Source organism: Pseudomonas sp. MRSN 12121 (genome assembly GCF_000931465.1).
In the GTDB taxonomy this organism is placed as follows: domain Bacteria; phylum Pseudomonadota; class Gammaproteobacteria; order Pseudomonadales; family Pseudomonadaceae; genus Aquipseudomonas.
The window spans coordinates 5,243,766-5,263,543 of the sequence record NZ_CP010892.1 but is presented as its reverse complement, the minus strand read 5'-3'; the positions used below and the strand labels follow the sequence as shown (position 1 = coordinate 5,263,543).

At 65.7% G+C, this 19,778-nt stretch carries 22 protein-coding genes; 13 read left to right on the top strand and 9 right to left on the bottom strand.

Translation table 11 applies throughout. The features are described 5' to 3' along the window. Nucleotides 1–129: 129 nt before the first annotated feature. Nucleotides 130–792 (top strand): LysE family translocator, encoded by a 663-nt coding sequence (locus tag TO66_RS23840; protein WP_044464578.1) that lies wholly within the window; start codon nt 130–132, stop codon nt 790–792. Between the two features lie 61 nt (nt 793–853). Beyond that, entirely contained in the window at nt 854–1,342 is a 489-nt protein-coding gene (locus TO66_RS23835; protein WP_044464577.1) for a GyrI-like domain-containing protein, read from the top strand. 375 nt (nt 1,343–1,717) lie between these two features. On the opposite strand, the gene TO66_RS23830 is transcribed toward TO66_RS23835, so the two are convergent. Further along, nucleotides 1,718–2,323, bottom strand: coding sequence for a pyridoxamine 5'-phosphate oxidase family protein (locus TO66_RS23830; RefSeq protein ID WP_044464576.1), 606 nt, complete (start codon nt 2,321–2,323; stop codon nt 1,718–1,720). Nucleotides 2,324–2,340: 17 nt separating this feature from the next. After that, the gene (locus tag TO66_RS23825) at nt 2,341–2,826 is read right to left on the bottom strand and encodes an N-acetyltransferase (RefSeq protein WP_044464575.1); all 486 of its coding nucleotides are present in this window, start codon (nt 2,824–2,826) and stop codon (nt 2,341–2,343) included. Nucleotides 2,827–3,011: 185 nt separating this feature from the next. Here TO66_RS23825 and TO66_RS23820 point away from each other — a divergent pair, with 185 nt between their 5' ends. From TO66_RS23820 to TO66_RS23805, 4 genes are all read left to right on the top strand, one after another. Next, nucleotides 3,012–3,452, top strand: a complete 441-nt coding sequence (locus TO66_RS23820) for an SgcJ/EcaC family oxidoreductase (RefSeq protein WP_044464574.1) — start codon at nt 3,012–3,014, stop codon at nt 3,450–3,452. 67 nt (nt 3,453–3,519) lie between these two features. Further along, complete coding sequence (locus TO66_RS23815) at nt 3,520–3,864, top strand: YciI family protein (protein ID WP_044464573.1); 345 nt, start codon at nt 3,520–3,522, stop codon at nt 3,862–3,864. Nucleotides 3,865–3,925: 61 nt separating this feature from the next. Further along, the gene (locus TO66_RS23810) at nt 3,926–4,417 is read left to right on the top strand and encodes an SRPBCC family protein (RefSeq protein ID WP_044464572.1); all 492 of its coding nucleotides are present in this window, start codon (nt 3,926–3,928) and stop codon (nt 4,415–4,417) included. Next, complete coding sequence (locus TO66_RS23805; protein WP_044464571.1) at nt 4,417–5,667, top strand: RNA polymerase sigma factor; 1,251 nt, start codon at nt 4,417–4,419, stop codon at nt 5,665–5,667. The genes TO66_RS23810 and TO66_RS23805 overlap by 1 nt, the downstream gene beginning before the upstream one ends. Nucleotides 5,668–5,683: 16 nt before the next feature. Here the strand turns inward: TO66_RS23805 and TO66_RS23800 are convergent, their stop codons facing one another. Further along, nucleotides 5,684–6,538, bottom strand: a complete 855-nt coding sequence (locus TO66_RS23800; protein WP_044464570.1) for a LysR family transcriptional regulator — start codon at nt 6,536–6,538, stop codon at nt 5,684–5,686. Between the two features lie 90 nt (nt 6,539–6,628). Between TO66_RS23800 and TO66_RS23795 the strand changes: the two genes are divergently transcribed. Beyond that, nucleotides 6,629–7,072 carry a multidrug/biocide efflux PACE transporter gene (locus TO66_RS23795; RefSeq protein WP_044464569.1) on the top strand — a complete coding sequence of 148 codons (444 nt, stop codon included), beginning with the start codon at nt 6,629–6,631 and terminating at the stop codon, nt 7,070–7,072. A 10-nt stretch (nt 7,073–7,082) separates the two neighbouring features. On the opposite strand, the gene TO66_RS23790 is transcribed toward TO66_RS23795, so the two are convergent. Continuing rightward, nucleotides 7,083–7,730 carry a TetR/AcrR family transcriptional regulator gene (locus TO66_RS23790; RefSeq protein ID WP_044464568.1) on the bottom strand — a complete coding sequence of 216 codons (648 nt, stop codon included), beginning with the start codon at nt 7,728–7,730 and terminating at the stop codon, nt 7,083–7,085. A gap of 146 nt (nt 7,731–7,876) precedes the next feature. Here TO66_RS23790 and TO66_RS23785 point away from each other — a divergent pair, with 146 nt between their 5' ends. Genes TO66_RS23785 through TO66_RS23770 form a run of 4 tightly spaced genes read left to right on the top strand, consistent with a single transcriptional unit; the run spans nt 7,877 to nt 11,382 of the window. Further along, entirely contained in the window at nt 7,877–8,485 is a 609-nt protein-coding gene (locus tag TO66_RS23785) for a paraquat-inducible protein A (protein ID WP_044464567.1), read from the top strand. Beyond that, the gene (locus TO66_RS23780; RefSeq protein WP_044464566.1) at nt 8,485–9,099 is read left to right on the top strand and encodes a paraquat-inducible protein A; all 615 of its coding nucleotides are present in this window, start codon (nt 8,485–8,487) and stop codon (nt 9,097–9,099) included. The genes TO66_RS23785 and TO66_RS23780 overlap by 1 nt, the downstream gene beginning before the upstream one ends. Continuing rightward, the gene (locus TO66_RS23775) at nt 9,092–10,780 is read left to right on the top strand and encodes an intermembrane transport protein PqiB (RefSeq protein ID WP_044464565.1); all 1,689 of its coding nucleotides are present in this window, start codon (nt 9,092–9,094) and stop codon (nt 10,778–10,780) included. The genes TO66_RS23780 and TO66_RS23775 overlap by 8 nt, the downstream gene beginning before the upstream one ends. Beyond that, nucleotides 10,777–11,382 carry a membrane integrity-associated transporter subunit PqiC gene (locus TO66_RS23770; RefSeq protein ID WP_044464564.1) on the top strand — a complete coding sequence of 202 codons (606 nt, stop codon included), beginning with the start codon at nt 10,777–10,779 and terminating at the stop codon, nt 11,380–11,382. Before TO66_RS23775 ends, TO66_RS23770 begins: the two co-directional genes overlap by 4 nt. Before the next feature lie 144 nt (nt 11,383–11,526). Here the strand turns inward: TO66_RS23770 and TO66_RS23765 are convergent, their stop codons facing one another. Beyond that, complete coding sequence (locus TO66_RS23765; RefSeq protein ID WP_044464563.1) at nt 11,527–13,146, bottom strand: inorganic phosphate transporter; 1,620 nt, start codon at nt 13,144–13,146, stop codon at nt 11,527–11,529. Between the two features lie 252 nt (nt 13,147–13,398). After that, nucleotides 13,399–14,421, bottom strand: a complete 1,023-nt coding sequence (locus TO66_RS23760; RefSeq protein ID WP_044464562.1) for a transporter — start codon at nt 14,419–14,421, stop codon at nt 13,399–13,401. A gap of 274 nt (nt 14,422–14,695) precedes the next feature. On the opposite strand from TO66_RS23760, the gene TO66_RS23755 reads away from it, so the two are divergent. Continuing rightward, nucleotides 14,696–16,321 carry a methyl-accepting chemotaxis protein gene (locus tag TO66_RS23755; protein WP_044464561.1) on the top strand — a complete coding sequence of 542 codons (1,626 nt, stop codon included), beginning with the start codon at nt 14,696–14,698 and terminating at the stop codon, nt 16,319–16,321. Between the two features lie 63 nt (nt 16,322–16,384). Here the strand turns inward: TO66_RS23755 and TO66_RS23750 are convergent, their stop codons facing one another. Next, nucleotides 16,385–16,702 carry a PepSY domain-containing protein gene (locus tag TO66_RS23750; RefSeq protein WP_044464560.1) on the bottom strand — a complete coding sequence of 106 codons (318 nt, stop codon included), beginning with the start codon at nt 16,700–16,702 and terminating at the stop codon, nt 16,385–16,387. Between the two features lie 153 nt (nt 16,703–16,855). Between TO66_RS23750 and TO66_RS23745 the strand changes: the two genes are divergently transcribed. Continuing rightward, the gene (locus TO66_RS23745) at nt 16,856–17,743 is read left to right on the top strand and encodes a sterol desaturase family protein (RefSeq protein WP_044464559.1); all 888 of its coding nucleotides are present in this window, start codon (nt 16,856–16,858) and stop codon (nt 17,741–17,743) included. A 1-nt stretch (nt 17,744) separates the two neighbouring features. Here TO66_RS23745 and TO66_RS23740 read toward each other — a convergent pair whose 3' ends face one another. Continuing rightward, a complete protein-coding gene (locus TO66_RS23740; protein ID WP_044464558.1) occupies nt 17,745–18,425 on the bottom strand; it encodes a helix-turn-helix domain-containing protein in 681 nt (226 codons plus the stop codon). A 10-nt stretch (nt 18,426–18,435) separates the two neighbouring features. Beyond that, nucleotides 18,436–19,560: a glycerophosphodiester phosphodiesterase gene (locus TO66_RS23735; RefSeq protein ID WP_044464557.1), complete on the bottom strand. Its 1,125-nt coding sequence runs from the start codon at nt 19,558–19,560 to the stop codon at nt 18,436–18,438. Between the last annotated feature and the right edge of the window lie 218 nt (nt 19,561–19,778).

The following is a 19,778-nucleotide window of genomic DNA, read 5'->3' as shown; positions in this document are numbered from 1 at the left end:
CGGTGCGGCGCTGGCCTGGACAGCGATTTGCATCCCCGGCCGGGGATTGGCGAGCCGCGCATTGTGCTGGACGGGCTCGCCCGCGTTAAATACCCCGCACTCGAACCACCGTATCGAACAGGATGAATGATGGAGTTTACCAGCGGCTTTCTGCTGAGCCTTTCGCTGTGCCTGGACATCGGCGTGGCCAATATCGCGATGATTACCCTGGCCATGCAGCGCGGCTATTTCCAGGGCTTCTGCCTGGGTCTGGGGACCTGCGTCGGCGACCTGATCTACGCCGTCCTGGCGCTGGCCGGGATGACCGTACTGCTGCAGTACACGGCGGTGCGCTGGGTGCTGTGGATCGGCGGCTCGCTGCTGCTGGTGTACTTCGCGGCGAAGATGATCCACTCGGCGATCTATCACAGCGCCGTGCTGGCCGAGGCCGGGGAGGTGGACAACGGTTCGCCGCGCAAGGAGTTCTTCCGCGGCATTTTCCTGGCCATGTCGTCTCCCAGCGCGATCCTCTGGTTCGCCGCGGTGGGCGGTAGCCTGATCGCCCGTTCCGGCGGTGGCGACCTGCTCAGCGCCGGCCTGTTCCTCGGCGGTTTCTTCTGCGCCGGGCTGGCCTGGGTGGTGGGCCTGTGCCTGGCCGCAACCCAGGGCGGCAAGCTGCTGGGTGACAAGCTGCTGCGCTATTCCTACCTGGCATCGGCGGCGATCTTCTGCTATTTCGCGGGCTACGTGATCCTTTCCGGTTACCAGGAGTTCATCGTGGGCAGCGCGGCCGGCGAGCTGCCCGGGCTCTGAGAGGGGAGGCGGATTTGGCTCTATACTCCCTGCCGAATCCACCTTTTTGCGGAGTTGCACCATGGATGAGCACAACACTGGCGCAGGGCTGGCGCCGCGCTTCGAAAAGGGGCGTTTCCTGCTGATTGCCGGTCTGGGCGAACGTTTCACCCCCGAGACCACGCAGCGCATTCCCGAGCTCTGGAAGCGCTTCGTGGCGCACCTGGGCAAGATTCCCGACCAGGTGGGGGAGATCACCTACGGCGTCTGCTGCAACCCCGACGGGCAGGGCGGTTTCGAGTATATCGCCGGGGTCGAGATCAGCAGGCTCGACGACTTGCCCGAGCTGTACCGCTGGGTCGAGATGCCGCCGCAGCACTATGCGGTGTTCGAGCACAAAGGGTCGCTTGCCGGCCTGCCGCAGACTTTCCAGTACATCTGGAAAACCTGGCTGCCACAGTCCGGGCGCGAAGCCGCCGAGGCGCCGGAGTTCGAGCGCTACAGCGCCGACTTCAACCCCGACACCGGCCGCGGCGTGCTGGAAATCTGGCTGCCGCTCAAGGAACAGTGATCCGCACCGCAGGCAAAAGGCCGGGCCCGGCGCAGGTCACTTGCCTTTGCCCGGCCGGCGCGCGCGCCACAGGTCGATGGACAGGCTGACGAAGCCGAACATGCTGATGCCCAGTAGCACCAGCAAACCGATCTGCACATTGCTCATGGTGATTTCCGTACTCGACCAGGATGGGGCCCTGATAAATAGCCCGGCCGGCGTGCGAAAGACAGCGACGCTACGCAGGTTTTACGGCGTCGCCGGCCATCGATATGCAAGCCTTACGCGCCATGTCCCCTCGTAGGAGCGAGGCTTGCCCGCGATAAAGACGCCGCGGTCTGGTCGATGCCCCGCACCAGCATTCATCGCGCGCAAGCTGCGCTCCTACAGAATTGCTCAGTACAGGCTGTTGCGCAGCCGTTCCGGCATTTCCCGGTCGTAGCGGTCGGCGTCGAACTGTTCGCCGTTGAGGCGCTTGAGAATAGTGCCGGCCGAGGGCAGGGCGGAGCGTTCGAGGAAGCGCTCGGGGTTCCACAGGTCGGAGCGCACGATGGCCTTGGAGCAGTGGAAATAGGCCGCCTCGATGTCCACCAGGATCACCGTGCGCGCCGGCTTGCCCTGCACCGCGAAACTCTCCAGCAACTCAGGCTCCGCCGAGATGCATGCCCGGCCGTTGACCCGCAGGGTCTCGCCGATGCCGGGGATGATGAACAGCAGCGCTACCCGTGGGTCCTGGATGATATTGCGCAGGCTGTCGATGCGGTTGTTGCCCGGCCGGTCGGGCAGGGCCAGGGTGCGCTCGTCGACGATCCGCACGAAACCCGGGCTGTCGCCACGGGGCGAACCGTCCATGCCGTCGGGGCCGACGGTGCTCAGGATCACCAGCGGCGAGGCACGCACCATGGCCTGGTAATCCGCATTGAGGAAGGGAATCTCTTTGCGTACGGCACGTTCCAGGGGCAGGCCGTAGATCGCTTCCAGCTGTTCCAGGGTGGTCAGCATCAGGCTTCTCCGTAAGGTCAGAACATCAGGGCCAGGCGGCGTTCGTAGCCGATGCGGCCGCGGTAGGCTTCGCCGCTGTCGACCCAGCCCTGTTTCAGGTAGAGGTTGAAGGCCGCCTGGTTGTCCGCGTCCACCGACAGCATCAACCCCTTGATTTCTGGCCATGCCTGGCGCGCCGCGGCGGGCAGGGCTTGCAGGCAGGCCCGGCCGTAGCCCATGCCCTGGACCCGGTGGTCGACCTGCAAGGCGTGCAGGGTGGCGGTGTCGGGATCGGCCCAGTGGGGCAGGAACGGCGGGCGCTTGAGCAGCAGGAAGGCCACCGGTGCCTCGTCGGCCAGCAGGGCGAAGCCCTTGATGCCGGGTTCCGGTGCCTTGAGCAGGGTGTGCAGCGCGGTGTAGATATCGCCGGAATAACTCTTTTGCTGCGGGTGCACCTCGAGCGCGTCGAGCTGTTGTCGCTGTTTCGCGTCGAGCTGTTCGTAGGGGATGAGTCGGGTGGTCACTGGGCTGTCCCTGTCCAAGCATTCAGGTTGAGGGGCGATTCTAGCGATTTTGCCCCGGGTCCCGGTTTTTTTTCCGGGCCCTGTCGATTTGCCCGGCGGCCAGACGACTAAGGGTGTCTTCAGGACTCAGAGCGCCGCCCGTTATCGCCCTGGGCCTGTGTCACTCAACCGCAAGGAGAACCGCCATGAACAGCAACAGCCCAACCACCGACAGCGAAATCCGCCACCTGATCGACGCCTGGCGCCAGGCCGTGGTGGCCAAGGACCTCGAGCGCATCGTCAGTTACTACGCCGACGACATCACCGCGTTCGATGCCGTGGCCGCGTTGCAATTCAAGGGCAAGGAAGCCTACCGCGCCCACTGGAAAACCTGCATGGAATTCTGCCCCGGCCCGGGCATCTTCGATTTCGAGCAGTTGCAGGTCGTCGGGAGCGGCGACAGCGCCTTCGCCCACTGGCTGGCCCACTGCGGCGGCACCGACGACAAGGGCGAGACCAAGGCCTGCTGGATGCGTGTGACCGCCGGCTACCAGCGCCTTGGCGGACAGTGGAAAGTGGTTCACGAACACTGGTCGGCGCCGTTCGATATGCAGAGCGGCACCGCGCTGTTCGACCTGCAACCCTGATCGTCGGCTTTTTCGCCAAGGCCTGAAACTGCGGCCATAGTTGATCAGCTCGATAAAGGAGAGCCCCATGAAATACCTTTGCCTGGTGTATAGCGACGAGCAGTTGCTGCACAGCCTGCCGGAGAGCCCCAAGGATGCCGAATGCATGGCATACGCCGAGTCGGTGCAGGGCAGCGGGCGGATGCTCGCCGCCGAGGCCCTGGAGTCGGTGCAGACCGCCACCACGGTGCGCATGCGCGGCGGCCGGCTGTCGATCACCGACGGCCCGTTCGCCGAAACCAAGGAGCAACTGGCCGGGTTCTACCTGATCGAGGCCAGGGACCTCAACGAGGCCATCCAGGTCGCCGGCAACATCCCGGCGGCCCGGGTCGGCAGCGTCGAGGTGCGCCCGGTGCGTCAGCTGAACCCCTGAGTGGCACCTGGCTCATTACCCGAACCCCATCCTGAAAATAATCATAAGCAGGAGTTTCCCGATGACCGATCACACCCCGGGCCGCGCGCCGGCCCAGCATGAGTTGTCCATCAGCCGCCTGATCGACGCGCCGCCCGCCAGGCTGTTCCGCGCCTGGACCGAACCGGCGCTGCTGGTGCAATGGTGGGGCCCGCACGGCATGACCACCCCGGAATGTGAAATGGATCTGTGGGTCGGCGGCCAGTTCCGCACCCTGATGCGCGCCCCGGACGGCAACGAATACCCGACCATGGGGGTGTTCCTGGAGATCGTCGCGCCTCGGCGCCTGGTGTTCACCGATGCCTTCCTGCCGGGCTGGGTGCCTTCGGGCAAGGCGTTCATGAGCGCCGAGGTGACCTTCGAGGATGTAGCCGGCAAGACCCTCTACACCGCGCGCGCCATGCATTGGAGCGAAGAGGATCGCCAGGCCCATGAGGCCATGGGGTTCCACGAGGGCTGGGGGCAGAGCCTGGATCGCCTGGAAGCGCTGGTGACCCGGGGCATGCCGGACTGATGCCGGCGGCGGGGCAAGACAGCGTCAAGGCGCTGGTGGAGTCGGTCTATCGCACTCAGTCGCGGCGGATCCTGGCGACCCTGATCCGCCTGCTGGGGGATTTCGACCTGGCCGAAGAAGCCCTGCACGAGGCGTTCTTTATCGCCGTGGAACGCTGGCAGCGCGATGGCGTGCCGGACAATCCCCGGGCCTGGCTGGTGTCGGCGGGGCGTTTCAAGGCCATCGACGGTCTGCGCCGCCGGGCGCGTTTCGCGGCGTCGCAGGCGGCGCTGGTCAGCCAGCTCGACGCACTGGAGCAGGCCGACTGGAGCGAGGAAGACGTGGAAGACGACCGCTTGCGCCTGATCTTCACCTGCTGCCACCCGGCGCTCGCGGCGGATGCCCAGGTGCCGTTGACCCTGCGCGAGATCTGCGACCTGAGCACCGAGGAAATCGCCCGGGCCTTTCTCGCGGCGCCGGCCACCATCGCCCAGCGCATCGTGCGCGCCAAGGCCAAGATCCGCGACGCGAAAATCCCTTACCAGGTGCCGTCCCTGGGCGAGTTGCCCGAGCGCCTGGACAGCGTGTTGCGGGTGATTTACCTGGTGTTCAACGAGGGCTACTCGGCGTCGATGGGCGCCGAGCTGATCCGCGAGGACCTGACCCGCGAGGCGATCCGTCTCGGGCGGCTGTTGCTGGAACTGCTGCCGGAGCCGGAGGTGATGGGCTTGCTGGCCCTGATGCTGCTGCATGAGTCGCGGCGCCCGGCGCGGACCTCGGCGACCGGCGAGCTGGTGCTGCTGGACGAGCAGGACCGTTCGTTATGGGACGCCGGGCTGATCGCCGAAGGCTGCGCCCTGGTGGAGCACGCCCTGGGCACCCGGCGTTTCGGTCCTTATTGCCTGCAAGCGGCGATCGCCGCGGTGCACGCCGAGGCGGCCACGGCCGGGGCCACCGACTGGCAGCAGATCGTCGGCCTGTACGACGTGCTGCTGCGCGTCACGCCTTCGCCGGTGATCGAACTCAACCGCGCGGCCGCCATCGCCCAGCGGGACGGGCCCCTGGCCGGGCTGGAGCGGGTCGAGGCGATCCTGGCCCGGGGCGAGTTGCAGGATTACCACCTGGCCCATTCGGCACGGGCCGAATTCTGCCGGCAACTGGGGCGGGTCGATCAAGCGCGAGAGGCGTATCGGCGTGCCCTGGAGCTGACCCGGCAAGCGCCGGAGCGGCGCTTTATCGAGAAGCGGCTGCAAGCCCTGCAAGGGCGTTGAGCCTCGCGCGTGGCCGCTATTCCAGCATCTGCCCCAATAACCAGCTGCCCGCCGGGCCGGGCGGGTGCAGGCGCGACCACAGGGCATCGACCGAGACTTCCCGCGGCCAGCCGCGGGCATCGAGTTGCACCAGGCTGTCGCCGCCGAAGCGCTCCACCAGCCAGCGCGGCAAGGGCGCCCAGCCAAAGCCGCCCTGGGCCATTTCCAACAGCATCAGGTAGCTCGGCGCCGACCACACCCGGCCCCGGGGCCGACTGTCGTAGGGATTGACGATGGTCGCCAGGCGCAGTTCGCGGTGCTGTTGCAACTGCGCCTGATCGACCCGTTCCAGCGCCGCCAGGGGATGGCCGCGGGACACGAACAGGGCGATTTCGGTGCGCTCGTCCACTGTCGCGTGGTCCAGGTCCGCCGGGTAGTCGGGCTGCATTTCGGCGAAGGCGATCTGCGCCCGCCCGCGTTGCACCAGCTCCACCAGGTCGTCGCATTCGGCGATCAGGCATTCCAGTTTCAGGTCCGGGTAGCGTTGCTCGAAGGCACTGAGCGAGGTTTCGAACCGGTCCGACTGATAGGTATCGGACAAGGCCACCGTGAGCCTGGCTTCCACCCCTCGGGACAATTGGCTGGCCGCCATTTCCAGGCGGCTGGTGGCGGCCAGGATCTCTTCGGCCCGTTGCAGCATGACGCGCCCTTGTGCGGTGAGGGCGGGCTTGCGGCTGCTGCGGTCGAACAGCGTCAGGTCGAGGTCGATTTCCAGGCTGGCCACCGCCGCGCTGATGGTCGACTGGCTCTTGCCGAGCTTGCGCGCGGCCGCGGAAAACGAGCCTTGGGTCGCCGCCTGGACAAAGGCCAGTAGTACTTCGTGTGAGGCCATGAACTATCGCCTTGATCGATGGTTACTGATTATGAAGTATCGGTAAGGGACGGGATGATCGCAACCACACCCACTTGCAGGAGCCCGCTCATGAGCGCCCCCAAATCCTTGACCGAACGCGTTTGCCAGGCCGTAGGCTTCGAACTGCTCGCATTGGCGCTGTGTACGCCGCTGCTGGCCTGGATCATGGACAGGCCCCTGGTCGACATGGGCCTGGTGACGCTGTTCATCGGCCTGGTCGCCCTGGCCTGGAACGTGGTCTTCAACGCCTTGTTCGATCGCCTGCTCAAGCGCCTGGCCCTGGTGCCCAACGGCTGGACCCGGGTCGCCCACGCGCTGCTGTTCGAGGGCGGCCTGGTGGCGGCAAGCGTGCCGCTGATCGCCTGGTGGCTGCACGTCAGCCTGCTGCAGGCATTGATCCTGGACCTGGGCGTGCTGCTGTTCTTCCTGCCGTACACCTACGTCTACCACTGGGTCTACGACCTGGTGCGCGAGCGCCTGGTAGCGGGGCGGGCGCTCGATCGCGCCAGCTGAAACCGCGCGCTCAGGGAGCGGCGTGGTGGCGCTCGATGGCCTCCAGGTAGGCCGTCAACGCGCGGGGCACTTCCTGCAACAGCAGAATGCTCTTGAGCTGGCTATTCTCCAGAGCAACCTGGAACAGGCCGATGGGCAATCCGCGCATGGCCGCCACGTAGGCGTTGAGTTGCGCGGCACTGGCGGCAGGCAGGCGCAGGGCGAGCATACGGTGGTAGGTCTCCTCGATCCGCGCCTGGATGGTCGGGGCCTGGAGCTGGCCGGGGGTGAACGTGGGGCTGATCATCAGCAGCAGGTCGGGATGGGCTTCCAGGTATTCCATGATCGGCATGCTCATTCGCTCGATCACCTCCTGGCTGCTCGACTCGACCCAGGTGGCCGGGTCGATGGCCAGGAGGTTGGCGGTGATCTGTTCGAAAGCGTCGATGTGGCGCTGGCCCAGGGCGTCGAACACGCTCTGCTTGTCGCTGAAGAAGTGGTATAGCGAGCCAATGGAGGTGCCGGCTTCGCGCGCCAGGCCATGCATGGTCAGGCTGGCCACGCCCTGGCTGACCAGCAGGTGCGCGCAGGCGTCGAGAATCGCCGTGACCCGATCATGGCCACGGGTTTGTTTGGGCGAGCGCGAGGGTTTGGCCGGGAGCATTTTTGAATCGTTCATGGTCTGACAAGCGGCAAGGGGCATACATTATGGCGCACCGGAACATTTACAGTACCGATGAAAAACTAGACACCATTCTCTACTTTTGCAGAGAATACGCGCCGCGGACCAGCGCCCTCCGCTGTCCAACCTGAATCTCGAAGACCATGACTCTCTCTCCCAACTGGATCATCTGCGAGCATTGCGACTCGCTGTACCAGCCCGTGCCGCTTGCAAAAGGCCAGACGGCCCAATGCTCGCGTTGCGGCGCCGTGCTGGAACGGGCCCGGCATTTGAACGTGCAACAGTTGTTCGCGCTGTCGATCACCGCGGCGCTGCTGTTCGTGTTCGCCAACGCTTTCCCGGTGATCGGCATCAGCCTCGAAGGCCTGAGCAACGAAGCGACCCTGTGGCAGTCGGTCGAGGCCCTGGCCCAGGGCCGTATCAGCGTGATCGCCGCGGTCACCGGCCTGGCGATCATCCTGGCTCCCGGCCTGCAGATCGCCTTGCTGTGCTGGGTGCTGGGCTTCGCCTGCGCCGGGCACGCGGCGCCGGGTTTCAAGGCCTGCATGCGGGCCCTGGAGCATCTGCGGCCCTGGAGCATGCTCGAGGTGTGCCTGCTGGGCATCCTGGTGGCCATCGTCAAGCTGGCGGGCATGCTCGATGTGCATCCGGGCCTGGGGCTGTGGTCGCTGTCGATGCTGACGGTGCTGATCATCCTGATTTCCGGCAAGGGCATCCGGCGCCTCTGGGACGACCTGGAGGGCCGCTACTGATGAGCCAGCCCCCCTATGCCCGCGACCTGGGCCTGATGCTGTGCCACACCTGCGGCCAGAGCTGCCCGCAAGACGTCCACGTCTGCCCGCGTTGCGAAGCCACGGTGCATGCGCGCAAGCCCAACAGCCTGAGCCGTACCTGGGCCTTCCTGCTGGCCAGCCTGATTTTCTACATTCCGGCCAATGTGCTGCCGGTGATGTACACCCAGGTCTTCGGCAGCGGCAGCGAGAATACTATTCTGAGCGGGGTGCTGGAGTTCTGGCATCACGGTTCCTGGGACATCGCGCTGCTGATCTTCGTCGCCAGCGTGGTGGTGCCCTGCATCAAGTTCTTCGTCCTGGCGATGCTGCTGGTCACCTGCCAGCGCCGCAGTCATTGGGCGATGCGCGAGCGCGCCAAGCTGTACCGCTTCATCGAGGTGATCGGCTACTGGTCGATGCTCGACGTGCTGGTGGTCGCCCTGGTGGCGGCGCTGGTGCAATTTCACGCCCTGAGCTCGATCGAGCCGCGCATGGGCATTCTGTTCTTTGGTTTGGTCGTGGTCCTGACGATGTTCGCGGCCATGAGTTTCGATCCCCGGCTTATCTGGGATGTAGAGGTTGAAGATGTCTGATCATCCAGGTTCCAACGCTTCAAGCGCGCCAGCGACGCCGGGCACCCCCGCGGTCAGGACGCGGCGGTTCAACGTTTCGCTGGTGTGGATCGTGCCCATAGTCGCGGCCCTGGTCGGCCTGTCGATGCTGGTGCACAAGTCGCTGTCGGCCGGTCCGGAAATCTCCATCAGCTTCCAGACCGCCGAGGGCCTGGAAGCCAACAAGACCCAGGTCAAATACAAGAACGTGGTGATCGGCAAGGTCACTTCCATCGCCCTGAGCAAGAACCGCAGCAAGGTGATCGCCAAGGTCGAGCTGGACCAGTCCGCGGAGTCCTTCACCGCCGCCGACTCGGCGTTCTGGGTGGTGCGTCCGCGCATCGGCGCCGGGGGCGTGTCCGGGGTCGATACCCTGTTGTCGGGGGCCTTCATCGGCGCCGACGCCGGCCAGGACGAGAAACGCAAGAAGAGCTTCGTCGGCCTGGAGACGCCGCCCGCGGTGACCTACGGCCAGAAGGGCAAGCGCTTCACCCTGCACACCGACGACCTGGGTTCGCTGGACGTCGGCTCGCCGGTCTATTACCGACGCATCGAAGTGGGCCAGGTGATTTCCTACAAGCTCTCGGAAAACGGCAAGGGCGTGGATGTGCGGATCTTCGTCAACGCCCCCAACGACCAGTTCGTCACCACTGACTCGCGCTTCTGGAACGCCAGCGGCGTGGACGTGACCCTGGGCGCCAACGGCCTGAAGGTCAACACCGAGTCCATGTCGACGATCCTCGCCGGCGGCGTCGCCTTCGTTGAACCCAAATACAGCCCCAACGCCAAGCCGGCCGACGAGAACGCCAGCTACCAGCTGTTCGCCGACCAGGACACCGCGCTGGCGCCGCCCGATGGCGACCCGTACTACATGCGCATGCGGTTCGACCAGACCTTGCGCGGGCTGGCGCTCAATGCCCCGGTGGAGTTCCTCGGGGTGAACTTCGGCCGGGTGGTGTCGATGGACCTGGATTACGACGAGCAGAAAAAGACCTTCTCCACCGTGGTCGGCGTGGTGATCTACCCGGCGCGGCTGGGCAAGGTCCATCAGCAGCTGGAGAAAATCAGCGGTGCCGATGAAAGCCGCGCGGGCTACCTGATCGGCGCTTTCGTCCAGCATGGCCTGCGCGCCCAGGCGCGCAGCGGCAACCTGCTGACCGGCCAGCTGTACATCTCCATGGATTTCATCCCCAACGCCAAGCCGGTGGCTTTCGACCCGACCATCCGGCCGCTGGAAATTCCTACCGTGCCGGGCGGCCTGGACAAGCTGCAGGAACAGTTGCAGCGAGTGGTGGAGAAGATCAGCAAGCTGCCGATCGATGCCATCGCCAACAACCTCAACGGCAGCCTGAGCGAGATGCAGAAGACCTTGCAGAACGTCAACGGCAAGGTGCTGCCCGAAATACGCGACACCCTGGAGCAGACCAAGAAGACCCTGGCCACGGCCAACGACAGCTTCGCCGAGGACTCGCCGCAACGCCTGCAACTGGGCCAGGCGATGGACGAAGTGCAGCGCACCGCGCGTTCGGTGCGGGTGCTCACCGACTTCCTCAGCCGGCATCCGGAGGCGCTGATCCGTGGGCGGCTCAAGGACAACCAGCCGGACGCCTACAAATCCTCGACCTCGTCTTCGCGTGAGCCCGAACCGGAAACCCAGCCATGAAAAAAACGCTTGTGTTGTTGATCGCATCCCTGGGCCTGGCGGCCTGCAGCTCGGCGCCGACCCATTACTACACGCTGATGGCGCCGGCGCCCGAGCCGGCATCGGCTGCTGTCGCGGGGTCGGGCCTGCAATTCGAGATGGCCGCGGTACGCATTCCGATGCAGGTCGACCAGCCGCAGTTGGTCGTGCGCCAGGACGGCGGCACCCTGGCGATTCTGGAAACCGCGCGCTGGAGCGCCCCGCTGGTGGATGAGTTCCACGACGCTCTGGCCAGCCAGATGGAACAGCAACTGGGCACGCGCAACCTCGAAGGCCTGCCCAAGGCGGCGGGGCAGCCGATCCTGTCGCTGCAGACCGACGTGCGGCGCTTCGAGTCGGTGCCGGGCCGCCATGCGCTGATCGACGTGGTGTGGAACCTGCGCCTGCGCGGCGACGGCGTCGACCGGCGCAGCCTGACCTGCAGCAGCCGCATCAGCCAGCCGGCCAGCGTCGAACTGTCGAGCCTGGTCCAGGCCCATCAGCGGGCCATCGACGAGTTGGCCAAGCGCATCGCCGGCACCGCCAAGCGCTGGGTGCAAAACCCCGCGACCCGCTGCCCCTGACACCTATCCCTTGTAGGAGCGAGCGGGCGGCGATCCGACTTGCCCGCGATAGGGCCGTGACAAACGCCACCGGGCCAGGTTCCTGAGCACGGTTGTGTGATCACCGACGCCATCGCGAGCAAGCTTCGCTCCTACATGGGGGGCTCAGAACAGCTGGGTGAACAGCCAATAGAGGCTGCCGGACAGCAGGATCGCTGCCGGCAGGGTCAGTACCCAGGCCATCAGCAGGTTGCGGATGGTCTGCATCTGCAAGCCACCGCCGTTGGCGACCATGGTCCCGGCCACGCCCGAGGACAGCACGTGGGTGGTGGACACCGGCAGGCCGAACAGGTCCGCGGCGCCGATGGTCAGCATCGCCACGGTTTCCGCCGAGGCGCCCTGGGCGTAGGTCAGGTGGGTCTTGCCGATCTTCTCGCCGACGGTGACCACGATGCGCTTCCAGCCGACCATGGTGCCCAGGCCGAGGGCGATGGCCACGGCGATCTTCACCCACAGCGGAATGAAGCGCGTGGCGTTGTCGATCTGCTGCTTGAACAGCTGCAGCTTGCCCTGGGTGTCGGCGTCGAAGTGGCCGACCTGGTGCTTGTCCATCAGGCGGATGGTTTCGCTGCTCAGGTACATGTCGTTGCGCACGTTGCCCATGGCCTCGGCCGGTACCTTGGCCAGCGAGCCGTAGCCTTTCACTTCGTCACCGATATGGCCGGCCAGGGCGGCCAGGGCCGGGACCAGTTGCGGCGTGGCTTCCTTGCTGCGCACGTAGTCGGACAGCACTGCGCGCGGGTCGGCGGGGGCCGGTTGCGGGGCGCTTTTCACCAGGGCTTGCTGGGTCACCTCGGCCACCGCGGCGAATTGCAGGGCCTGGTCGGCCGGCATGGTGCGGTTCAGCGCGTAGGCCATGGGCAGGGTGCCGACCAGGATCAGCATGATCAGGCCCATGCCTTTCTGGCCGTCGTTGGAGCCGTGGGCGAAGGACACACCGGTGCAGGTGGCGATCAGCATGCCGCGAATCCACCAGGGCGGCGGCGTGTTGCCCTTGGGCGCCTTGTACAGCGCGCGGTTCTTCACGAACAGGCGCAGGGCCAGGAGCAGCAGCGCCGCGCAGGCGAAACCGATCAGCGGCGAGAACAGCAGGGCGTAGCCGACCTTGGTGGCCTGGCTCCAGTCCACGCCGCTGGTGCCGTCGCGCCCGTGCATCAGCGCGTTGGCCACGCCGACGCCGATGATCGAGCCGATCAGGGTATGCGACGACGAGGCCGGCAGGCCCAGCCACCAGGTGCCGAGGTTCCACAGGATGGCGGCGATCAGCAGGGCGAAGATCATCGCGAAACCGGCCGAGGAGCCGACCTGCAGGATCAGTTCCACCGGCAGCAGGGCGATGATGCCGAAGGCCACGGCGCCGCTGGACAGCAGCACGCCGAGGAAGTTGAACAGGCCCGACCAGACCACCGCGAAGTGCGGCGGCAGCGAATGGGTGTAGATCACTGTGGCCACCGCGTTGGCGGTGTCGTGGAAACCGTTGACGAACTCGAAGCCCAGGGCGATCAGCAGTGCTACGCCGAGCAGCAGGAACGGGGTCCAGGTGGTGACGCTGGTGCCCAGTTCGTGCATGTCGTGCATCAGGCTGTAGGCGGTGAACAGCAGGCCCATGGCGAGCACCGCGAAGAAGGTGACCAGGGTGAAGGGGCTGGGTTTCTTATCCAGTTGCGGTCGGGCTTGGGCGGCGGTCGAAGCTGTGCCGGAAGCGCTCAGGGAAGGGGTGGCCATGGCCGGACAATCCTGTGGCAGGGAGGAGTGCCGCCCATGATCGTTGCCAAATATTACAGAGAGACTGCCTCAGGTCATGGTTTGGGTGAATCCTCTAACCATTGGTCAAGAATCAGCGCCATTGACTGTAGGAGCGAGCGGGCGGCGATCCGACTTGCCCGCGATAGGGCCGTCCCGGTTCGGACTTTGTCCTGTCGGGTGCCAGCGCCGACGCCTTCGCGGGCAAGCCTCGCTCCTACGCCAAGCGCTGCCCTACAGGTCCTGGCGCTTGCGGAAGGCCCAGCGCCCGGCGATGACGGTGAAGGTGGCGACCAGGGCGACGAGGATCCAGAAGCCTTCCGGGTCGCCGGAGAAGGGAATGCCGCCGACGTTCATGCCGAAGAAGCCGGCGATGATGTTGATCGGCAGCGCCAGCACCGTGACCACGGTCAGGGTGAACAGGGTGCGGTTGGTCTGTTCGTTGATATTGGCGGCGATTTCTTCCTGCAACAGCTTGATCCGCTCGCCGAGGGCGGTGAGGTCGTTGATGATCAGTGCGAACTCCTCGGTGGACTTGCGCAGCTCCTTGACGTCGTCCTTCTGCAACCATTGCGGCGGCCGGTTGAGCAGCCGCAGCAGCGAGCCCGGCTCCAGCGCCAGCAGGCGTTGCAGGCGCACCAGCACCCGGCGCATGGCCCCCAGTTCGGCGCGGTTGGTGGAAATCCGCGCAGCCAGCAGCTGGTCTTCGATCTGGTCGACGTTGAGGCTGGTCTTGCGCACGATCTGGGTCAGCACCTCGCCCTGGTCGCGCAGCAGGTGTACCAGCAGTTCCAGGGGCGAACGGAAGCGTTCGCCGGCCTTGACCGAGGAGCGCAGCTTGTCCACCGAATGCAGCGGTTGCAGGCGCGCGCTGACGATCAGCCGGCTGCGCGCGCAGACCCACAGCGTGGAGATGTCCGAGGACAGCATGCTGCCGAAGTTGAACACCACGTCGTTGACCACCGCCAGCAGGGCCGAGTCGACATGCTCGATGCGGGTCGAGCGCGAGCCCTCGTGCAGCGCCTCGAAGAACTCGTCCGGCAGCTGCAGGTGGGTCTGCATCCAGCGTTCGCAGGCGGCATGCGCCAGGTTCAGGTGCAGCCAGAGAAACTCCTCGCCCTCGTCGGGCCGTTGCAGGGCCTCCAGGGCCTTGGCCGAGTCCAGCTCGCGCCCCCGCTCGCCGGGGCGGAAGGCGAAGCCGTAGAGCAGGCCGAACAGATCGGAATCGCGGTGGGCGTGGTCGAGGCTGTGATTCATGGAGGCTCGCAGGGGGGAAGGCACCTGTAGGCGGTTTTACAGGTTCACTTGAGCCGGATCATCGCAAGCCGCCATGACGATTTTGTGACATTTCGAAGTGCAATATTCCGCGGCTATAACCGTTTGTCGAAGGCTCTCAAGAAAGCCTTCGCCAGGCCGATCACGCCCAAGACAACGGCGCGATCGGTTGGCCCCGGTTCGCCTGACAGGGATGTTCGCACGCTACGCATGCCCGCCCCGGGCGTGCCTTATCCCTGTTGAGAGATTTCATTCGATGTCCTTGCAAAAATCCCTGAGAGCGCAAGTCCTGGCCTTATTGAGCGGCAGCCTGCTGGCGATGCTGTTGATCGCGCTGGCGTGTTTTCATTTCCTGTCCAATGGCGTGCAAGGTTATCGCGACCTGATCGAGGGGCCGTTGCGCACCTCGCAACTGATCGATGAGGCCAACCTGCAGTTCAAGGTCCAGGTGCAGGAGTGGAAAAACGTGCTGCTGCGGGGCAAGCAGAGTGCGGAGTTGAACAAATACTGGCAGCAGTTCGAGGATCGCCAGCGCGACGTGCAGGGCATTCTTGGCCAGCTGGCGGCCGAGCCCGGCATCGAGGCGACACTCAAGGGCCGTATCGAACGCTTGCGCGATGAGCATCGGGCACTGGGCGCGGCCTACCAGAAGGGCCGCGACGCCTTTGTCGCCGCCGGTGCCGATCCGGTTGCCGGCGATGCCGCAGTCAAGGGCGTGGACCGGGCCACCAGCGAGCAGATGAGCGAACTGGTGAGCGAGCTGCGCAAGCAGGGCAGCGCGCAGTCGCACACCATCAGCGCCGCCGCACAGCGCACGGTGTGGGGCGGCTTGCTGGTGATGCTGGTGTCGGGCTTGCTGATCGGCCTGCTGAGCCTGTGGCTGGTCAACCGCAGCCTGGTGGAACCGATTCGCCAGTTGATCGACTACGTGGCGCAACTCAGCCGGGGGCGGATCGCCGAGCGCGTGGCCAGCGAGCGCCAGGACGAACTGGGCAAGCTGGCGGTCGCCGCCAATACCCTGCGCGATTTCCTCGCCGAAACCTTCAGCCGCCTGCAACGCAGCGCCTCCGACCTGGACAGCGCCAGCGGCGAGCTGAATGCCATCGCCACGCTGATGTCCCAGGGCACCAACGAACAGTTCGAGCGTACCGACCAGGTCGCCACGGCGATGAACGAGATGTCCGCCACCGCCCAGGAAGTGGCGCGCCACGCGGCGGATGCGGCGCGTGCCGCCGACGATGCCGACCAGTCGGCGCAGCAGGGCGAGCAGGTGATGCAGGGCACCATCCACACCATCACGCAGATGCGCGGGGAAATCGCCAACACCGCCGAGGTGATCCGCCGCCTGGAAGCCGACAGCGGACGCATCGGCAAGGTGCTGGAGGTGATCCGCGGGATCGCCGAGCAGACCAACCTGCTGGCGCTCAACGCCGCCATCGAGGCGGCGCGTGCCGGCGAGGCCGGGCGCGGTTTCGCCGTGGTCGCCGACGAGGTGCGCAGCCTGGCGCAGCGTACTGCGGCGTCGATCATCGAGATCAACCAGATCATCCAGACCGTGCAGACCGGTGCGCTGGACGCGGCCCAGGCGATCGAGACCGGCCAGGCGCGCAGCGACGAGAGTGTCGAGCAGGTGACCCAGGCCGGCGCCATGCTGGAGCGGATCACCGAAGCGGTGGAAGCGATCCGCGACATGAACCGGCAGATCGCCACGGCGGCGGAAGAACAGACCTCGGTGGCCGAGGACATCTCGCGCAACCTGACGGAGATCACCAGCATCGCCAGCACCAACCTGGATAACGTGCAGCGCACCGAAAGCGCGAGCCAGAACCTGCACGGCCTGTCGGGGCAGTTGAACGAGGTGACGGCACGCTTGAGTGCCTGATGCGCCAGGCATGAAAAAGCCGCGTGGCCTTTCGGCCACGCGGCTTTTTTTTGCAGGTAAGGATTACCGGTCTTGCTTGTTGCTCAGCACCTTGCCGGTCTTGGCGTCCAGGTCGACATCCCACTCCACGCCCTTGGCGTCGCGCAGTTCCACCTGGTAGACGTAGGCGCCGGCCGCGGTCTGCTCGAGTTCGGTGTCGGTGATGTTGGCGGCGCTGGTGCCCGGGTGCTGGGCCAGCGCGGCCTGGTTGAGTTTTTCCAGGTCCATGATGGTGCCGGCCTTGAGCAGGCCCGGGATCAGGTCCGGGCGCACGTCGGCCTGGGCCAGGCCGGCGGTCAGGGTCAGGGCGGTAGCGGCGAACAGGGCAGTCAACGTTTTCATTGCTTCTTTCCTTGGGGTGATTCGTTTGAGTGGCGCCAGGTTAACCGGCGCAACTTAACTCACCCTTAATTCGCCTCCAGCGTTGCGCCGTTTGTTCAATTGCGCTGGCCCCCGGGTATTTCAAGCTGTGCTCTGGAACCAGGAGAGACAGTGATGAAATCCATGATCAAAGGCTTGTACGGTCCGGCGTTCTTCGCCGGCTTCATCGGCACTGGCGTGTGGCTGGTCGGCACGCCGGGGCTGGCCCCGAGCGGGTTGCTGCTGGTGTTCGCCGGGGCGCTCGGGGTGTCCTTTCTCGCGGAGTGGTGGTTGCCCTATGAGGTGGACTGGAACCGCCCGCGGCAGGATCGTCTGCGCGATGTGTTGCACGCGTTGGTCAATGAAAGCCTGAACGCCCTGGGGTTGCTGCTGTTGCCGGGGCTGGTGAGCCTGATGGCGTTCGAGGGGCTGTGGCCGCGCGCCTGGCCGCTGTGGGCGCAGCTGGCGCTGGCGATTGTCATCGCCGACTGTGGCCTGACCCTGGCGCATTATTTCAGCCACCGGCTGTCCTGGCTGTGGCGCCTGCACGCGGTGCATCACAGTGTGCAACGCCTGTATGGCTTCAACGGCTTGATGAAACACCCGTTGCATCAACTGCTGGAAGCCAGTGCCGGGCTGTTGCCGTTGCTGTTTCTGGGCATCCCGTTGCCGGTAGCGCAGCTGTTGGCGTTTGCCATCGCCATCCAGCTGTTGTTGCAGCACTCCAATGTCGACATGCGCCCCGGCCCCCTGGGCTGGGTGTTTGCCTGGGCGCCGATGCATCGCTTTCACCACATGAAATACGGCACCGCCGGCAATGTGAATTTCGGCCTGTTCCTGAATGTCTGGGACGGGTTGCTGGGCACGGCGTTCTACTCCTCGGCCTACCCGATTCGTCAGGGCGACCTGGGCATCGGCAGCCAGCCGGATTATCCGCAGGCGTACTGGAAACAATTGTTGGCGCCGTTCGGCAGGCAAGCCGTTCGCGAGGAGCCGCCGGTGCCTTTGCCGTTGCGGCGTTGAATCAGTCCAGCAGGCGCAGTTCGAGCTGTTGCAGGGCCTGGCGCGCGGTGACGCCGAACAGGACTTTCAGGGTGCGGGAAAAGTGCGCGGAATCGGCAAAGCCGGCGCCATGGGCCGCCTCGGTGATGGCCTGGCCCGCCAGCACCAGACCCATCGCCAGGCGCAGGCGCCGCCACAGCACTAGGCGCCGCACCGGCAACCCGAGCTGACCACTGAACAGCCGTTCGAGCTGGCTCAGGGACAGGTGCGCATGGGCCGCCAGGGCACTGGCCGAGACCTTGCCGGTCAGTTGCCTGTCGAGGGCCGCCAGGGCTTTTTCGATCCGCCGGTCCTGCACGATTCGGCGCGGGCAATGCCGCAGCGCTTCGGCCAGCGCCGGCAGTGTCAGTTCGACTCCCAGCAGGCTGTGTTGCAGGGCCTGGGCGTCAATCGTCAGCGGTTCGGCGTAGAGGGTGAACAGCGGCCCGGGCGCCTCGAGGATGGCATGGCGTTGCAGGGCCGGGATGAACAGGTGTCGAGCGGTGCAAAGCTGGCCGTCGAGCTGGACGGTGACCGGTGCGGCGGGGGCGAGGATCAGTTGGTGGGCGTAGTGGGCGTGGGGCGCGGTGCAACCCAGCTCTCCCTGGATCAACCCGTAGTCACGCCCGAGCCACAGCTGGCCTGTCCACTCGGGCGGGCGCACGGTGCCGGGCTCAGTAGCCGTTGGCTTCGAGCAGTTGCGGCACGCTGGCGCTGGCCGGACGCTTGACGTACTTGAGCAGCTCCGCGGCGCGGTTGGTGAAGATGCCGTCGACACCGGCGTCCAGCACCTTCTTGAAGTCCACCGGTTCGTCGATGGTGTACACGTGGATCAGCAGGCCCTGGTCGTGGGTGAACTGGTTCATCCAGGGTTGCACCAGGTCCGAGTAGCTCTGGTCGCCGCCGTTGGTCAAGGCCGCCGACGGACCGGTGCCGATGGCGCCCTGGGCCTTGGCGTAGCTGACCCACTGCTCGAACTCGGCCTTGTCCTTGGGTTCCTGCTTGGCGTAGTAGGCGGCCTTGTCCTTCTCGCCGCTGTTGGCGAAGGTCACCTCGGACTTGGGCTGCATGCCGCCTTCGCCGACCCACAGCAGGAGGATCTTCGGCACTTTGGGCATTTCCTTGTGCAGCAGTTCCAGGCTGCTCTTGTCGAAGGTCTGCAACACCACCTTGCCTTTGCCCTGGCCGACTGCCAGTTCGCTTTTCGCCAGCTTGGAGCCGGCCGGGCTCAGCCAGCCGCGGTCCTGGAGTTTTTCCTTGAGGTCACGCTCGATACCGGGGAACAGCTTGGGTTCCTTGGTCTCGATGTACAGGCCGGGCTTGTGCGTCGGGCTGCTCTGGGCGATGTCGATGATTTCGTCGAGGGTCAGGATCTTCAGGCCGGCGTAGGACGGCCGGGCGCGCTCCGGGTGGGCCTGGTTGAACCAGCTGCCGGCGTCGAGGCTTTTCAGCTCGGCCATGGTGAAGGCATTGGCCGGGCTGTCCTTGCGCTCGGGAAACTTGCTGGCGACGTCGGTGGTGCGTTGCAGGTTGTTGTCGTGCAGGGCGAACAGCACGCCGTCCTTGCTGCGCTGCAGGTCCATCTCCAGGTAGTCGGCGCCCAGGTCGCGGGCCAGTGTGTAGGCCGCGGCGGTGGATTCCGGGGCGTCGAACGAGGCCCCCCGGTGCGCGATCACCGCGGGGTGCGGAATGCCCTGGCCGAGGGCCAGTGCGGCAGGGCTGGGGCTGGCGGCCTGTGCCTGGCCCAGGCCAAGCAGGAGGCTCAGCAGCAGGGCGCTTTTGGTGAAGGTGGCAGGCATGGTCGAGGTCCTTTCGTGGGAGCGGTTTTCAAAGGACTACCTTTTAACAACTGAAGGGCCGTTGCGCTATCGCGAAACCGACATAAATCCGCACCTGCGGCAAATTTTCCGACGCCAGCGCGGGGCGCTTTGCAGTAGGCTTGCGTCCTGGAGTTTCCCCGCCAGAGGGAAACCCGTGAGCCGTTTCATTCTTGCCCGGCGTGTAGACCATCGATCAC

What these genes read in the sequence shown, in the direction of transcription:
- TO66_RS23840 (WP_044464578.1), top strand. Translation starts at nt 130, where the DNA reads ATGGAGTTTACCAGCGGCTTTCTGCTGAGCCTTTCGCTGTGCCTGGAC.
- TO66_RS23835 (WP_044464577.1), top strand. Translation starts at nt 854, where the DNA reads ATGGATGAGCACAACACTGGCGCAGGGCTGGCGCCGCGCTTCGAAAAG.
- TO66_RS23830 (WP_044464576.1), bottom strand. Translation starts at nt 2,323, where the DNA reads ATGCTGACCACCCTGGAACAGCTGGAAGCGATCTACGGCCTGCCCCTG.
- TO66_RS23820 (WP_044464574.1), top strand. Translation starts at nt 3,012, where the DNA reads ATGAACAGCAACAGCCCAACCACCGACAGCGAAATCCGCCACCTGATC.
- TO66_RS23815 (WP_044464573.1), top strand. Translation starts at nt 3,520, where the DNA reads ATGAAATACCTTTGCCTGGTGTATAGCGACGAGCAGTTGCTGCACAGC.
- TO66_RS23810 (WP_044464572.1), top strand. Translation starts at nt 3,926, where the DNA reads ATGACCGATCACACCCCGGGCCGCGCGCCGGCCCAGCATGAGTTGTCC.
- TO66_RS23805 (WP_044464571.1), top strand. Translation starts at nt 4,417, where the DNA reads ATGCCGGCGGCGGGGCAAGACAGCGTCAAGGCGCTGGTGGAGTCGGTC.
- TO66_RS23800 (WP_044464570.1), bottom strand. Translation starts at nt 6,538, where the DNA reads ATGGCCTCACACGAAGTACTACTGGCCTTTGTCCAGGCGGCGACCCAA.
- TO66_RS23795 (WP_044464569.1), top strand. Translation starts at nt 6,629, where the DNA reads ATGAGCGCCCCCAAATCCTTGACCGAACGCGTTTGCCAGGCCGTAGGC.
- TO66_RS23790 (WP_044464568.1), bottom strand. Translation starts at nt 7,730, where the DNA reads ATGAACGATTCAAAAATGCTCCCGGCCAAACCCTCGCGCTCGCCCAAA.
- TO66_RS23785 (WP_044464567.1), top strand. Translation starts at nt 7,877, where the DNA reads ATGACTCTCTCTCCCAACTGGATCATCTGCGAGCATTGCGACTCGCTG.
- TO66_RS23780 (WP_044464566.1), top strand. Translation starts at nt 8,485, where the DNA reads ATGAGCCAGCCCCCCTATGCCCGCGACCTGGGCCTGATGCTGTGCCAC.
- TO66_RS23775 (WP_044464565.1), top strand. Translation starts at nt 9,092, where the DNA reads ATGTCTGATCATCCAGGTTCCAACGCTTCAAGCGCGCCAGCGACGCCG.
- TO66_RS23770 (WP_044464564.1), top strand. Translation starts at nt 10,777, where the DNA reads ATGAAAAAAACGCTTGTGTTGTTGATCGCATCCCTGGGCCTGGCGGCC.
- TO66_RS23765 (WP_044464563.1), bottom strand. Translation starts at nt 13,146, where the DNA reads ATGGCCACCCCTTCCCTGAGCGCTTCCGGCACAGCTTCGACCGCCGCC.
- TO66_RS23760 (WP_044464562.1), bottom strand. Translation starts at nt 14,421, where the DNA reads ATGAATCACAGCCTCGACCACGCCCACCGCGATTCCGATCTGTTCGGC.
- TO66_RS23755 (WP_044464561.1), top strand. Translation starts at nt 14,696, where the DNA reads ATGTCCTTGCAAAAATCCCTGAGAGCGCAAGTCCTGGCCTTATTGAGC.
- TO66_RS23750 (WP_044464560.1), bottom strand. Translation starts at nt 16,702, where the DNA reads ATGAAAACGTTGACTGCCCTGTTCGCCGCTACCGCCCTGACCCTGACC.
- TO66_RS23745 (WP_044464559.1), top strand. Translation starts at nt 16,856, where the DNA reads ATGAAATCCATGATCAAAGGCTTGTACGGTCCGGCGTTCTTCGCCGGC.
- TO66_RS23735 (WP_044464557.1), bottom strand. Translation starts at nt 19,560, where the DNA reads ATGCCTGCCACCTTCACCAAAAGCGCCCTGCTGCTGAGCCTCCTGCTT.